The organism is Paenibacillus sp. J5, from assembly GCF_054955055.1.
In genome coordinates this window covers 179,804-195,237 of sequence record NZ_JBUEDD010000001.1, presented here as the reverse complement: position 1 = coordinate 195,237, position 15,434 = coordinate 179,804, and the positions used below count along the sequence as shown (strand labels likewise).

The window sequence follows — 15,434 nt, the reverse complement described above, 5'->3', positions numbered from 1 at the left end:
GGAGAGCGCAGGAAGGGGAAGGCCAGATGACGCTAATTAACGTATCGGAGCAGCAGCTTCGGGAATGGTGTGTCAATAAGTTCAAGCGGGTTGGCGTGGAGGAGCGACACGCCCGGATTGCCGTCGATGTTTTGATTCATGCCAATTTGCGCGGCGTCGATTCGCATGGCGTACTGCGGATGGAGCATTATCTAACTAAGCTGACGCACCTGGGCATTAACCCGAATCCCCAGCTATCCGTCCTGCAGACGGGTGCGTCGACCGCGCGCGTGGAAGGGGATGACGGACTAGGGCATATCGTGGCCGAGAAAGCGATGTCCACCGCCATTGCGTTGGCCAAGGAGAACGGCATCGGAGCTGTAAGCGCAGTGAATAGCAGCCATTGCGGCGCACTGTCCTATTTTGTGGAGATGGCGGCCCGGCAGGACATGATCGGTATCGCGATGACGAATACGGATAAGATGGTAGTGCCTTTTGGCGGCAGCGAGGCGTATTTTGGTACCAATCCGATCGCGTTCGGCTTCCCGGCGGGAGACGAATCGCCGGTGCTGCTTGATATGGCGACCAGCGCTGTAGCCTATGGCAAGCTGTTGGAGTCGATGCATCTGGGCAAGCAGATCCCGCTCGACTGGGCTGTAGACGCTGCCGGGCAGCCGACCGCAGATCCGGGCGAGGCGACGGCATTGCTGCCGTTCGGCGGGCCCAAGGGGTATGGACTGGGCTTGGTTGTGGATGTATTTGCGGGACTGTTGACCGGCTCTCCCTTCGGTCCCTACGTCCCCAAGATGTATGGCGACGATCCGGGGGAACACCGAAAGCTGGGGCATTTTGTATGCGCGATTGATATCGGCAAGTTTACGGATACTCATGCATTTATGGCGAATATGATGCGCATGATGGAGGATCTGCACCGGATGCAGCCGGCTCCGGGCTTCGAGCGTGTCATGCTGCCGGGAGAGCCGGAGGCCTTGCGCAAGCAAGAGCGCTTGCTGCATGGAATCCCCTTAACGGAGGAGCTCTACCGTTATTTGCAGAGCTAGTACACTGTGCAATACTATAGAGGCCCTTCTACAGCCGGACCGCACTTGGGGGCTGTGGGAGGGCTATTTTGTCGATTCTATACATGTTATTATACTGGTGATATGGAACTATCATTTGCACAGGAGGCAGGGCCGGATGAAACTGTTTCACAACTCGACGCGATACCTGAAGCAGAAGCGGAAGTCTATCTATATGAAGCTTGTGCTGTCCTTTTTGCTGATGGTGGTGCCGATCCTGATGCTGAGTCTGTATTTGAACCACTTGAGCAAAAATAAAATTCAAGACGAATTATCGGAATCGTTTTTGTCCCGCATTCATTTCTACTTGACCTCCTTTGAGACGGAGGTGAGCCGCTTGAACAAGATGAAGACAGAATTTATTAACGATGGCGACCTGCTCCGCCTAAGCGGACTGTTATCCTCGTTGGATGATTTTGAACGCACGCAGACGATCCTTCGTCTCCAGAATAAATTGGCCTTCATGAAGGACTCCAGCCGGTACATCGAGCGGATCAAGCTATTCATCCCGGCGCTCGAGCGTACGCTCTCCGAGACGTATGGGATGCGTATTCCGCAAGAAGCGATAGATCGCTATGTGCAGCATCAATTCGAACACGACGGCAAAATATTAGCCATGAATGAGATGCTCATCCTGGCACAAGTGTATCCTGCCTTGCTGAAGCCGGGCGTGGCTCCGCAGTTCGTCATTGAGATCGACCTCGACAAGGCGTGGATTGAGGCTACGCTCCGCGATGTGCTCGGCACCTCCGATGGAGGGGGGGCGATGGTCATCGCCAGCGGACAGGAGTGGTGGCTCTCCTCCAGGGAGCAGGCCGTGTTTATCGACCGCATCCAGCAGGAGATGCGTTCTTTGCCGCCGAGCGCGAGCAGCTCCGGTCTGCACGAGATGAGGTTTGAGGATCAGACCTATGTCATTTCATTTGTTCGATCGACCGAGTTGGACCTGCTCATGCTTGTGTGGCAGCCGCAGAACAGCTTCCTCGGCGAGTTGGAACAGTATTACGTATGGTTCTGGGTCTTGCTGGTTCTTTCCGTGTTGGTGGTCATCACCTTTTCCTTCTGGATCTACCGCCTCATTCATAAGCCTCTTGAGCGCCTGGTTCGGGCCTTCGGCAGGATTGAGGAGGGCAGTCTGAAGGTGCAGTTAAGTTTGAAAAGAGAAGATGAATTTGGCTACCTGTACGAGCAATTTAATCATATGGTCGGCAGATTGCAGCAGTTGGTCCATGAGGTGTATGAGCAGAAGATTAATTCCCAGCGTTCCGAGCTGAAGCAATTGCAGGCTCAGATCAACCCGCATTTTCTGTATAACAGCTTGTTTATGCTCAAACGGATGGTCGTTGCCGGCGACACCCAAAAATCCGTTCAGGTCATTCAGCATATCGGCGATTACTTCCGCTATATTACGCGCAATTCGTCAGATTATGTAGAACTGGCGCAGGAATGGCAGCATCTTGCGGCTTATGCCGAGATTCAATCGATGCGCTTCGCCAGACGTATTACGCTTCGTATGGAGGAATTGCCGGAATCGCTGCAGAAGGTGCCTGTACCGAAGTTAATTGTTCAACCGTTGCTTGAAAATGTATTTCAACACGGCTTGCATGGCAAAGAGGCGGGCGGATATGCTGAAATCATGGCGAAGCATGCTCAGGACTTCCTGATCATTACGGTGGAGGACAATGGCGACGAGCTGCGGGATAGCGATATCGAGGAGCTGGCGAATCAGCTGCTTCGCACCGTGGATCACTCGCTGGAGCGGACCGCTTTATTGAATATACACCGTCGTCTGCGCTTGAGGTATGGCCCCCTCTCAGGCTTGAGGGTCGGGCGTTCTTCCTACGGAGGGCTGCTGGTCGAGCTGAGAATAGAGTTGAACGGAGGAGCTTGATGTATAGATTGCTATTAGTCGATGATGAGGAAGTTATCCTGCGGGGCCTGGTCGAGCTGATCGAAGAACATGATCTCCCGGAGCTGGAGGTTGTCTATGCCTTCTCTGCCAGGGAAGCGCTGGCGCTCATGCACGACTTGAGAGTAGACATCGTGATGACGGATATCGAGATGCCCCAGATGACAGGGCTTCAGATGCACAAGGAGATTATAAAGCATTGGCCGCATTGCAAGGTGATCTTTCTGACCGGCTATGATGAGTTTTCCTATGCACAAGAAGCTATTCGCCATCACAGCTTTGATTTCTTGCTAAAAACCGAATCCGATGACCAGATTATTCAGACGATCCAGCGTGCCGTTGATCAGCTCAATTCGCAATTTGAGCTAGAGCATCTGATTCAGAGCGCCAGGGCGCAGATGCGAACGGCATTGCCTTATTTGCAAAAAGCGTTTTTCTCGGAGCTGCTGGCAGGAAGTCCTGCGCGGATGAACGGCCTGCAGCAGCGGTTCGCCGAATTGCAGGTTCCGCTTCTCGAGTCATTGCCGCTCATGCTGGTGTTGGGGAAGCTGGAGCCGTGGCAATCCAAGTTCAACAGCCATGAACAGCCGCTGCTGCAATTTGCCATCCAGAACATCGCGGAAGAGTTGTCTCCCTCCTCGCGAGTGGTGTTGTTTCCCGGCGGCAAGGATGAGCTGGTCTGGTTCATTCAGCCTCTGGAGGCGGAAGCGGTGGAGAACGAGCAGGCGGAGCAGCGTTTGATGTCTTTTGTGAACGGCAGTCTGGAGGCGATTCAGAGCACATGCCAAAAGCTGTTGATGACAGAGATCGCTTTCTATACGGAAAATCAGTGGGGCTCATGGCTTGAAGCGCCCGAGATGTATGTTCAGGCGAAGCGACTCGCTAGCGAGAGGGCGCGAACGAACGAACGCTCGGAGACGGAGCAGCATCTCATTGCACGCATCCATACGTACATCCATGATCATCTGGAGCAGGAGGTGTCGCTGACCTCGATCGCGCAGGAGGTATCGCTCAATCCTTCGTACCTCTCTCGAACCTACAAGCAAATAACCGGTAAAAGCCTGTCGGAAGAGATCACAAGCATACGACTGAGGAAATCGATTGCGTTGTTGAAGCAGCCTCACTATCGCATGCATGAGATTTCCGCTGCAGTAGGCTTTTTGTCGGACAACTATTTTTATCGGTTTTTCAAGAAGTATATGAATGTCACGCCGCAAGAATTCAGGGAACGCGAGAGCGAGTAAATAAAAGATAGTTTGGTGTAAAAAACGGTCAGTATTGGGGCCGTTTCTATTTGTTTTATAATCAATGATGTAAAGCATCATACTATTCTTGCATCTCAGGAGGGGCACAATGAAAAAGAAAACACAGTCGATGCTATTCATGTCCGTGCTTATGTGTACACTGATCCTTGGCGCATGCAGTACTGCGGAAGAGAAACAGGGGAATATAGCGCCGCCCCAAACGGAGGGTACCGCGGGAGAGCAGGTCGAAGCGGTCGAGGGAGATCATGATCCCTTGGGCAAATACGAACCGCCGATTACCATCACGTCGATTCGGGATGTGGGCGCGTCGGTCAAGTTCGTCGAGGGAGAGAGTATCGATAATAATGACTGGACACGCGAGATTGAACAGGCTCTGGGGGTCACGATCAAAAATGAATGGACGACCTCAAGCGGGGAGCAATATAACCAAAAGCTGAATGTGACCATCGCTTCCAATCAACTGCCGGATTTGTTCGTAGTAGGATCAACACAACTGAAAATGCTGGCGGACGGAGATCAAGTGGAGGATCTGACCCAGGTCTATGAAGCATATGCCTCGCCGAAGGTGAGGGAGCTGTTGGACCCTTATCTACAATCGGCTACCATTGACGGCAAGCTGTTGGCGATCCCCAATGTGTCCTCTGTATTGGCCGGGACGTCGGATGTCATCTGGGTAAGAACGGATTGGCTGACGAATCTGGGGCTTGCGGAGCCCAAGACAATGGAGGATCTGTTGAAGATCGCGCATGCCTTTACGACGCAGGACCCCGATCAAAATAAAAAAGACGACACCTTCGGCATTGCTGCCGAAAAGGGGCTGTTCGGTTATCCGAGCCTGACGGGGTTCTTCAACGGCTTCCATGCTTATCCTAACAGTTGGATTAAAAACGATGCCGGCGAGCTCGTCTTCGGAGGGATCCAGCCAGAAGTGAAGGAAGCGCTCGGAGTCCTGCAGGAGCTGTACAAAACCGGACAGATCGACAGGGAATTTGGCGTGAAGGATACGACAAAGGTCAATGAAAGCGTAACGAGCGGCAAGGTTGGCATCTGGATCGGCCCGACATGGGCGCCGTTTTTCCCGCTGCAGGATCTCAAAAATAATGCTCCGAAGTCGGAGTGGAAGGCTTTCCCGATCCTCAGCATCGACGACCAGCCGGCCAAGGCGCAAATGCCGAATCCGATCAGCAATTTCTTCACCGTGAAGAAGGGCATGGCCCACCCCGAGGTCGTGGTCAAATTAATGAATCTGTATGTGGATCGCAGCTTTATCAACACTGACTTCTCAAGATTCGGGGCTCACGACGGGGTAGAGCCATGGCACTATCCGCTCGTGCAGACGTTGAACCCGGATACGGATATCGTGTATGCGGTTAACGTCGAGAAAGCATTAGCCGACAATAATGGGGATAGCCTGGTGCCGACGGAAAAAGAGATCTTCAATAAAATTACGAAGTATCAAGCTGGCGATAATACGTTCTGGGCCGACAAAGTGGTCAATGACGCCAGGGTCGTCATTAGTGAACAATGGGAAAAAGACCTCATCATGGCCGAACAGTTCGTCGGCGCGCCGACGGAGACAATGGGCGCCAAGGCGGCTGCTCTGAATAAATTAATCAGCGAAGCCTATACCAGCATCATTATGGGCGGCGACGTGAACACCTTCGATGAATTTGTGAAAAACTGGAATACTCTTGGCGGCAAAGACATTACGGCTGAAGTGAATGCATGGTATGCAAACACTCAAAAATAAAGAGCGACAGGTGAAGGCAGGACTGCCTTCACCTGGCCTCTACCTACAGATAGGTGGACGGATATGAAATTCAAAACCTACTACAGCGAGCTCCCGTTGCATTTCATGATATTGCCGGGTCTGATAATTGTCATCCTCTTTCAATATATCCCGATGGCCGGCCTAACAATTGCTTTTCAGAAGTTTCATCCGGTGAAGGGGATGTTCAACTCCGACTGGATCGGCTTCGACAACTTCAAGTACGTCTTAGCGATGCCTGATTTCGGCCAGGTGCTATGGAATACGGTTTTTATCGCCATGATGAAAATAATAGCCGGCTTGATCGCTCCGATTGTCGTTGCGTTGCTACTAAATGAAGTTCGAGTATCAGCTGTTAAACGAAGCGTCCAGACGCTCATTTATTTGCCTCATTTTTTGTCCTGGGTCATATTGGGCGGCGTGCTCATCAATATTTTGTCGCCGTCAGAAGGAATCGCGAATCGGTTTTTAAATATGCTCGGGCTAGAATCCGTGTTTTTTCTCGGTGACAACAATGTCTTCCCTTTCGTGCTTGTATTCTCAGATGTATGGAAGGAGTTCGGCTTCGGCACCATTCTGTACCTGGCGGCATTGACAGGCGTCAATCCTGCCTTGTATGAAGCCGCTGTCATCGATGGCGCTAACCGCTGGAAGCAAACCTTGCATATTACGATCCCCGGCATCTTCCCGATCATTATCCTCTTGGCAACGCTTAGCTTGGGCAATGTGCTGAACGCCGGCTTTGACCAAGTGTTCAACCTGTACAATTCCAGCGTATACAAGAGCGGAGACATCCTGGACACCTACATTTATCGATTGCTGCTGGACAATGCGCAGTTTAGCGTAGCTACGGCGGTTGGGCTGTTCAAATCCTTCGTTTCCTTTGCGTTAATCGGATTGTCGTATATTCTGGCATACCGATTCGCCAATTATAGAATTTTTTAAGGAGGGAGGTGTATGGCATCCCGGATTTCAAAGAGCAGAATGGTATTTAATGTCGCAAACTATTTGTTTTTGATGTTGATGGCGATTTTATGTGTCCTCCCGTTAATTAATGTGCTCGCAACCTCTCTTAGCTCGAGCAGCGCCGCCACAGCGGGGCAAGTTACGTTTTGGCCGGTCGATTTCACGTTGAAATCGTATGAATTTATGCTGAACAAACCTGAATTTTTACGTTCCGTATGGATCACCGTTCAACGTGTGGTGCTGGGAACTGCAGTCAGTATGGGACTGACGCTTCTGATCGCTTTTCCGTTATCCAAGACGTCGAGCAGATTTCGCTTCAGAACCTTGTATGTCTGGCTATTTGTGTTCACCATTTTGTTCAACGGTGGGTTAGTCCCATGGTATTTGACTGTACGGAACCTGGGGCTGCTTGATTCCATCTGGGCGCTCGTTTTGCCGGGAGCTGTCCCTGTCTTCAACGTCATCCTGCTCATCAACTTCTTCCGAGGGCTGCCGAGGGAGCTTGATGAAGCGGCTCTGATCGATGGAGCCGGCCATTGGGGCACATTATGGCGCATCTATGTTCCGCTGTCGCTGCCGGCCATGGCAACCTTGGTTTTGCTGACGGTCGTAGGACACTGGAATTCCTGGTTTGACGGATTGATCCTGATGAATTCGCCAACCAACTATCCGTTGTCCACGTACCTTCAGACGGTGATTGTGTCTCAGAACCTCACCACCTTAACCGCAGATCAAATGAAGGATTTGGCGGAGCTGTCCAATCGTACAGTGCAATCGGCTCAAATCTTTTTAGCCGCGCTTCCTATTCTGCTGCTCTATCCGTTTCTGCAAAAGTATTTTGTAAAAGGATTGACGTTGGGAGCTGTAAAAGGATAACTGAACATGATAGTCGGGAGGGTATGGGAATGAATACAAAAAAAAAAACGGTTTCAAAAATAGGAGTGGCGTTGTCTGCTGCGCTGCTGCTGGCGAGTCTTCAGCCTGCCTGGACGTTCCAGGCGTCGGCCAACGCCGGGGAGTCCATGCTGGATTTTGACGATCATCATCTGATCTTTGGCGATGCCATGTTTATCCCGTTGCTGCATGCCTCCGAGCCAGTCCATATGGGGATTCAACTGCCGGCAAGGGATAATCAGGTGCTCATTCCGAGCTGGCAGGGGGCAGCAGACTTGTCGGCTGAGATCGAATTTGCTTACGATGCGGACAATCTGTATCTATCGGCGACGGTCACTGACGATCACCATCATCCGGTAGCTGCCGAGTCGATGTGGTCTGGGGACAGCATTCAGATCGCGTTCAGTCCCGACGGAGTGACCTACGGTGCGGAGTACGGATTGGCCGCAGGCTCCAGCGGTCCAGAGGTCTGGCGTTGGAATGCGGGCACGGCTGTAGCAGACAAGGATGTCGTAACGCTGCTAACGCAACGCACCGGCACGACTACGACCTATGAAGCGACGCTGCCATGGGATGCGATCATGGCGACCAGTCCTGTAGGCGTACAGTCGAGCCTGAACTTCAGTCTATTGATTAATGACAATGACGGCAATGGCCGCGAAGGATATGTGGAATGGACGCAGGGCATTGGCATGGGCAAGCATCCCGAGAAATTCGGTGCGCTGGAGTTGATTGATACTACGGCAGCATTCAGCGCCTTCGCGAAGGCTCCGGAGACGATCGTCGCCGAGGAGGACGGAACGTATGCCGTCTATATCTTGAATTACGGGACGGCGTCGCGGGATTTCGAGCTGGAGCTTCCCTTCCAGCAGGTGACGGCAGCACAGCCGATCACGGTGCCAGGGGAGACGATATTCAAAAAAACGGTGGAGGTGCAATGGCAGCAGCCTGGGAAGTATAGCGGCGATGTGCTCGTCACCGATCTGGCCACGAGTCAGACGCAGAGTCGTACCGTGGAGCTGAAGGTTTCCCCTAATCCGACTGTGCTGGAGGGACGATTTGATGATCTGGAGCTGGGGCTGGCGGATCTTGACGAATTGCTGTCGCAAGCCGAGACGTTGCAGCTGGCCACTGATTATGAGACTGTGAACGCTACGGTCATCCGCAACTTCGTCGGCTATGGCAGGGAGGATATTCTGCAAGGCGAGCTGGAGCGGGCGAATTATGTAGCGACCGAGCTGGAGCGGTTGCTAGACGAAGCCACCGCGCAGTTGACGGACTACATCAATGCCGTGAAGACGCCGCTGGCAGTGCCGCGATACGTCACCGATCGCAGCACGATCGATCAGTATTCCTTTATGGCGGACACCTTGCTTGCGGGCGAAGCGACGCCGAGCAAGCGGCCCGTGTTCTTTACCGGATACGGACATTTCGGCCAGGTCAAAGCGGATATTCCGAAGTTCGAGGACTATGGGACGAACCTGATCCAGATCGAGATCGGGCCGAACGGCATTATCGTTCCCGAAGAGCCGCTGCCCGGATGGGCGCCTTCCGAGTCTGGCGGAGTTCAGGCCGAGAGCGAGCTGGATCAAGCGGTCTATCATGGGGGAACGGCTTCGCTTCATATCAGCAATGCTTCGAGCTATGGGCCGCATGTCTTCTACAATCTGAGCCAGTGGCTGACTGTAGAGCCGAACACGACCTACGAGGTCAGCGCATGGGTCAAGGGCAACGGCGTGCAAAATGCGTGGATCGGCGGCGGCAGCGGCTGGGGCGATCGCTTGTTGGTCCCGCATGGAACGTATGACTGGCAGCACATTACGGCTCAGTTCACGACAGGGCCCAATGACCACAGCTATCCGTTCCTCATCCTGAGCGAGGATGTCACGCCAGACTTGTGGATCGACGATATCTCGTTTGTAAAGGTCGGCACGTCGACCAATTTGCTACGCAACGGCGATTTCGAAGAAATCGGCGCTCCGAATCCGGCGAAGGGCTACCGAATCTCTACAGATCCTATCGTGAGCGTACAGCAAACGCTGCAGCAGGCTGCGGAGCATAACGTTGCAGTATCGTTGCTCATCTCGCCGCATTATTTCCCGGCGTGGGTACTGGAGGAATGGCCCGAAACACAGAGCGACAGCATCGGCTTCATCCGTTTCAATATCGAGGCGGCCAAATCGCGCGAGATCATCGAGGATTATTTGCGGACGCTGATTCCGATGGTGAAAGATTATGAGTCGCTGCATAACATCGTCCTGTCCAATGAGTCGACCTACCACTCTAATCTGGAGAGCGCTCACCTGGCAGAATGGCAGACCTACCTGGAGACGAAATATACGAGCATCGCAGATTTGAATCTGGCCTATGGCACGAGCTACACCGCCTTCAGCGAGGTGCCGATGCCGCAAACGGAAAGCGCTACGCCGCAGTTCTACGACTATGTTGTTTTTAATAATGAGCTTTTCTCCGAGTGGCATAGCTGGATGGCGGACATCGTACACGAGCTGGCACCGGACATTCCGGTTAATGCCAAAATTATGAATTACGCTTGGGGAGGCAACGGCCTGAACCTGGGTGTGGATGTCGAGCAGTTTGCCGAGTTCAGTCAAATGAGCGGCAACGATGCGTATAATTTTTATGGCTGGGGCATCCCCGGGTACATGAATATGTTCAAATATTATGATCTGCAAGCTTCGATTAAGGAGATGCCGGTCTTTAATTCGGAGGATCATATTATCCAGGACTGGGACACCAACTACATCCCGGAGATGGTCGGACACGCCCGTACAAATCTGTGGCAGGGCGCCATTCACAACCGTACAGCTACGACCTACTGGGTCTGGGAGCGCACGTATAATGACGCCAGCGATTTTAATGGCAGCATCATGCATCGTCCAGATGTTACGGCTGCGATCGGCAGAACCAATCTGGACTTGAACCGATTGGCGGAGGAAGTGACGGCTTTTCAGGAGGATACGGCTAAGGCGGCAATCCTGTATTCGATCCCGTCGCTGGTCTACCAAGCGCGTACGCCTGATGTCGTCGACAGATGGAGCACCGGAGCTTACGTCAAAAAGCTGAATGCGTTCTACGAGGCGCTTAACTTTAGTGGACAGAAGGTAGGCTTCGTCACGGAGAAGCAAGCCGCTCTTCAAGGGCTGGACAAGCATCAGCTGGTTGTCGTGCCCAACGCGACGCATGTATCACTGGATACCTTGATGGCGTTGCTGGCCTATGTACAACAGGGAGGCAAGCTAGTCATTACCGGAGACGATGCGCTCAAATACAATGAGATGAACCAACTGCTGCCGACCACGCAGCGGAGCCAACTGCTCAGTCACGCCAACACGATCGTCATCCCTGCGACTGCGGATGCAGCCGCGATCCACGAGGGTATGATCGCCGTGCTCGACGGTCTCGATCTGATGAAGGTTGAGTTGATCGATGTGAATACCGATGAGCTGGTGCAAAATGTCGAATGGCGTTCGGTCATGAAGGACGGCAAGCTGCTGATCAATGCGGTGAACTACGGATGGGATGATTACGAGGTTGAGATTGTTGTGGATGGGGAGCCGCTGTCGGCCTGGAAAAATCTATTCACAGGGGAAACGGTCACTAATGCAAACCCATTGCTGTTGGCCGGCAATGATCCCGTGCTGCTGTCGATCGACCTGGCTAGCGAATAGCGAAGCGCCGCAGATCAATGGCAACAGAGGAAGAACACCGAAAAAAGGTCTAGCTTAGCCTCAAGAAAGCTGGTTGAGAGAGCAAATAGAGTTTGCTCCCCGTAGGAGAGTGGGAATTTGACAATATCCCCGATTCCTCCTATGATTGAAGCTTGAAAGGAGGTAGCGAATGAGACGGGTATTCATTAGTCGCATGATCCAAATGAACGAGCATTCCATCTCTGTTTTTGATAGATAAATTTCTAGCAGTGGATAACTGTATACGGCTGAGGTATGCAGTGTTAGAAATTATTTATCCAATAGAGAAGGGATGTTATCTGAATGAATCAACATGTCGTTACTAGATTATCTTCATCAGGAATAAGTAAAGCCGTGGGGAATTATACGCATATCACCAAGATCAAGCCTAATTCGACGCTATATACCTTTTCGGGACAAATCGGAGCCGATTTGGACGGGAATATTCCTGAGGAGTTCAATCAACAAGTAAAGAATACATTTATAAATATATCCAATCTACTGAAGAGTATAGATCTGGGGCCAGATCACGTGACAAAGGTAAATATATGGTCGAAAGAAGAAATAGATTGGGAGTATTTCTATAAGGTCTATGGAGATTTCTTCGGGGAGACTCCACCTTCGATGACCATTGCTTATGTCACGGCTCTAGGTCTGGAAGCTATCAAAATAGAAATAGAGATATGGGCTGCAGGCTAATGTGAAGGTCAGGCCAGGAGTCCATACATGCAGGATGATTGTGTTCACATGAAATAGCAACCTAAGAAAGGAAGTATCCTGGGGCCCCTACGGATACTTCCTTTTCTCTGCCGTTTTCTCTGAAGGTCAGGTGGTTGCAACTTTATTCTCTGGCTGATCGAGAAAACCAATGCGTGTCATGTAGGAGAAATAACGTCGCAGCAGCTCTGTATCCATATCGGGGCAAGTCATGCCGGTCGTTACCAAGGCATTCCGGGTGTTGGAGGAATCGTAAGCTGGCATGTTCTCATATAGCTCCCAGATGCTTTTTCCCTGTTCAATCTTCTCCGTGAGCATGGGGAGGAATGGAGTCAGTGCGTTGCTTGAATTCTGGCTTTCCTTCACTAAGGCGTTGACCCAGACATGGTAAGGCTGCTTGTCCATATCATAGCCGAGCTCTGTGGTTATCATCTCGAAGAAATCATTCAAATCCATCGTCCTGTGGTGGGGAGGAACCAGATGATAGGCCTTGCCAAAGTTGGTCGGCTCCTTGCATATATAGGCGATGGCCTTGGAAACAAAATCTACCGGAACAAACTCCTTGCGTTGATTCGGCAGATCGGCGAAAGCATGCAATTGAATGCAGCCTTTAATGAGCCTTCCCATATAATCCTCTGTATTGCTTATCCCGCTCTGGCTGTCTCCCATGATGAAGCCTGGGCGGAACACGGTGACAGGCAAGCCGCGCCGCTCGGCCTCCCATACGAGCTGTTCAGCTACCCATTTGCTCTGCGAATAGCCCATATCCATTTGTACATAGGTATGGAAGGATTCCAGGCGTGCTTCTTCATAGATGCAGTTGATCTGTCTGTCATATCCGGCAGGCCCGAATACAGAGATAGTGGACAGGAAGTGTACGGGCTTGAGTCGTCCCGTGCAGGCCAATTCCAGAATATTCTCTGTGCCGCGAACGTTGCTATTTTTGTGCATCGTGTAGGATTGGACATAGTTGACCATCGCACCATTATGATATATGGCATCGATGAAGTCCGTGAGCTGCTGATATTGCTCTGCAGGCAATCCGAATTGAGCCTGTTCCAGATGCCCGGCAATCGCCTTAATGTGAGCCAGGTAACGCTCCTCCCAGAGATGATATTTCTCCATATTGACTACAATACGTTGCAAGGCGTGATGTTCATCTCTCGCCCGCACCATGCAATAGATCTGAATTCCCGGATGCAATGCGATAAGCTCCTTGATCAGATAAGCTCCTAGGAAGCCTGTCGCACCCGTTAACAATACGGCATGCTGCACGAAGGAAGCAGGAGAAAAGGGATGTGACGGCTGAATATGAGCATTCAAGTGAACATCGGATGAAAACTCGGAATGTCGTGCTGCGGGCTCTTGCTCCAGCATGCGGCAAAGATCATGGATGGTGGGATAATCATAGAGGGTGCTTGCGGGAAGCTTGCTAGGGCTATAGGAAGGATGATGAGCTTGCAGCACTTGTTCGGTCTGTATCATTACCTTGGCGGCCAGCATCGAATTTCCACCCAAGTCAAAAAAGTTATCGTGCCTGCCAATAGGCCCTATGCGTAGTCTGTCTGACCATAGCTCACAGAGGTCGCGCTCCAGAGCATTAGCCGGTGCTTCATAGCGGGTGTGAAGCTCCGGGCGTTCAAACGATGTGGCTCGCAGTTGATGACGGTCTATTTTGCCATTATGGGTAAGGGGAAAGGCCTCCTTGATCACATAGTGTGCAGGACACATGAACTCGGGAAGCTTTTGGCGGGCATAGCGCTGAATCTCGCCAGCCTTCCAGCCTTCTCGGTATGCAGGAATGATGTAGGCCACCAACCGTTTGTCACCCGGCGCAACCTCCGTAGCCGTGACGACACAGGCTGTGACCTCGGGATGCTCCATCAGCACATGCTCAATCTCACCGAGCTCGATGCGAAATCCCCTGATTTTCACCTGGTCATCCGCTCTCCCTATGAATTCAATGCAGCCGCCTTGCTGCTGACGAACGAGATCACCAGTCTTGAAGTAACGTGTCCCCCCCTTCTCGATAAAGCGACTGTGGTTCAATTCATCTCTCTGCCAGTACCCCAAGCATAGTCCATCCCCTCCAGCAATCAATTCGCCAGCCTGTCCCATGGGGACGGATTCACCATGCTCATTAATAATATCGATGACTGTACCGGCGACTGGCGTACCGATCGGGATCGGTGTATTCTTGTCCCACGCGCCCGGCAATTGAAAAGTCGTCGTGAAAATAGTATTCTCAGTCGGCCCATATCCGTTAATAAGGGTAGTATTCGGCAATTGCTGGAGGGCTGCATGTGCGATTGCAGGAGACATGACATCCCCGCCAGATAGGATGTAGCGTACCGTGCTCAGTGAGGCAAGATGCTCCTCAACCATCAGGTTGAACAGTCCTGGGGTCAAGAAGAGAACGGATACCTGAAAGGTGGAGATCATTCTGACGACAAGATCAGGCGTAAGCTTTTCAGGAGCAGGGATGGCTAGCGTTGCACCATTCAACAAGGCGGACCAAATTTCTAATGTGGAGGAATCGAACGAAATACTAGATAGACATGCTACGATATCAGAGGGGTGTATGGGCAGGAATGAGGGATGATAGGTGAGATGTGCAACCGATTGGTGTGAAATAACGACGCCTTTGGGTGTGCCGGTTGTGCCAGAGGTATACATCATGTACGCGGCATCGGAAGCCTGTACTGTAATCGGCGGCTTGGTGAGGGGCTGTTGGTCAATGATATATCGTACCTCATCTAAGTCGACGATGCTTAAAGTCAAATCCTCGAAAATTCTCTCATGATCTGATCTTGTGAGGAGCAACGATATTTGGGCATCCTCGATCATAAAGCGGATACGCTCCTGGGGATAATTCATATCGATAGGAACATATAAGGCGCCTGTCTTAATAATAGCCAAGATAGATACGATCAAATGGGGAGAATGGTTCAGTGCAAGTCCAATCCGATCTCCTCGCTGTGCACCCGATTGAAGCAGATAGTGGGCAAGCTGATTGCTTCGCTCCTCAAGTCTGGCATACGTAATGGACTCGTTCTCGCAGACCAGAGAAATATGAAGCGGATGTTCAGTGACACGCCTGGTGAACAGGTCGCTTAAACTTAAAGAAGTCATCGTTGCCTCCTCCTTTAA

Annotated in this window: 9 protein-coding genes; 8 read left to right on the top strand and 1 reads right to left on the bottom strand. The window is 51.7% G+C overall.

Annotated elements, in window-relative coordinates; all coding sequences use genetic code 11:
- Positions 1 to 26: 26 nt before the first annotated feature.
- From allD to ACY1JZ_RS00650, 8 genes are all read left to right on the top strand, one after another.
- The gene (allD, locus tag ACY1JZ_RS00685) at positions 27 to 1,040 is read left to right on the top strand and encodes an ureidoglycolate dehydrogenase (RefSeq protein WP_462627623.1); all 1,014 of its coding nucleotides are present in this window, start codon (positions 27 to 29) and stop codon (positions 1,038 to 1,040) included.
- A gap of 136 nt (positions 1,041 to 1,176) precedes the next feature.
- Positions 1,177 to 2,949 (top strand): sensor histidine kinase, encoded by a 1,773-nt coding sequence (locus ACY1JZ_RS00680; RefSeq protein WP_462627622.1) that lies wholly within the window; start codon positions 1,177 to 1,179, stop codon positions 2,947 to 2,949.
- Positions 2,949 to 4,211: a response regulator transcription factor gene (locus ACY1JZ_RS00675; protein WP_462627621.1), complete on the top strand. Its 1,263-nt coding sequence runs from the start codon at positions 2,949 to 2,951 to the stop codon at positions 4,209 to 4,211. The genes ACY1JZ_RS00680 and ACY1JZ_RS00675 overlap by 1 nt, the downstream gene beginning before the upstream one ends.
- A 109-nt stretch (positions 4,212 to 4,320) precedes the next feature.
- Positions 4,321 to 5,982: an extracellular solute-binding protein gene (locus ACY1JZ_RS00670; protein ID WP_462627620.1), complete on the top strand. Its 1,662-nt coding sequence runs from the start codon at positions 4,321 to 4,323 to the stop codon at positions 5,980 to 5,982.
- A 63-nt stretch (positions 5,983 to 6,045) separates the two neighbouring features.
- Positions 6,046 to 6,945 (top strand): ABC transporter permease, encoded by a 900-nt coding sequence (locus tag ACY1JZ_RS00665; protein ID WP_462627619.1) that lies wholly within the window; start codon positions 6,046 to 6,048, stop codon positions 6,943 to 6,945.
- Positions 6,946 to 6,957: 12 nt separating this feature from the next.
- Entirely contained in the window at positions 6,958 to 7,842 is an 885-nt protein-coding gene (locus ACY1JZ_RS00660) for a carbohydrate ABC transporter permease (RefSeq protein WP_462627618.1), read from the top strand.
- Positions 7,843 to 7,871: 29 nt separating this feature from the next.
- Positions 7,872 to 11,549: a sugar-binding protein gene (locus ACY1JZ_RS00655; protein ID WP_462627617.1), complete on the top strand. Its 3,678-nt coding sequence runs from the start codon at positions 7,872 to 7,874 to the stop codon at positions 11,547 to 11,549.
- Between the two features lie 321 nt (positions 11,550 to 11,870).
- Positions 11,871 to 12,266 carry a RidA family protein gene (locus tag ACY1JZ_RS00650; RefSeq protein WP_462627616.1) on the top strand — a complete coding sequence of 132 codons (396 nt, stop codon included), beginning with the start codon at positions 11,871 to 11,873 and terminating at the stop codon, positions 12,264 to 12,266.
- Between the two features lie 126 nt (positions 12,267 to 12,392).
- Here ACY1JZ_RS00650 and ACY1JZ_RS00645 read toward each other — a convergent pair whose 3' ends face one another.
- Positions 12,393 to 15,416, bottom strand: coding sequence for a non-ribosomal peptide synthetase family protein (locus ACY1JZ_RS00645; protein ID WP_462627615.1), 3,024 nt, complete (start codon positions 15,414 to 15,416; stop codon positions 12,393 to 12,395).
- Positions 15,417 to 15,434 lie beyond the last annotated feature (18 nt).

Coding starts and splice junctions, on each gene's coding strand:
- ACY1JZ_RS00675 (WP_462627621.1), top strand. CDS start 2,949: ATGTATAGATTGCTATTAGTCGATGATGAGGAAGTTATCCTGCGGGGC.
- allD (WP_462627623.1), top strand. CDS start 27: ATGACGCTAATTAACGTATCGGAGCAGCAGCTTCGGGAATGGTGTGTC.
- ACY1JZ_RS00680 (WP_462627622.1), top strand. CDS start 1,177: ATGAAACTGTTTCACAACTCGACGCGATACCTGAAGCAGAAGCGGAAG.
- ACY1JZ_RS00670 (WP_462627620.1), top strand. CDS start 4,321: ATGAAAAAGAAAACACAGTCGATGCTATTCATGTCCGTGCTTATGTGT.
- ACY1JZ_RS00665 (WP_462627619.1), top strand. CDS start 6,046: ATGAAATTCAAAACCTACTACAGCGAGCTCCCGTTGCATTTCATGATA.
- ACY1JZ_RS00660 (WP_462627618.1), top strand. CDS start 6,958: ATGGCATCCCGGATTTCAAAGAGCAGAATGGTATTTAATGTCGCAAAC.
- ACY1JZ_RS00655 (WP_462627617.1), top strand. CDS start 7,872: ATGAATACAAAAAAAAAAACGGTTTCAAAAATAGGAGTGGCGTTGTCT.
- ACY1JZ_RS00650 (WP_462627616.1), top strand. CDS start 11,871: ATGAATCAACATGTCGTTACTAGATTATCTTCATCAGGAATAAGTAAA.
- ACY1JZ_RS00645 (WP_462627615.1), bottom strand. CDS start 15,416: ATGACTTCTTTAAGTTTAAGCGACCTGTTCACCAGGCGTGTCACTGAA.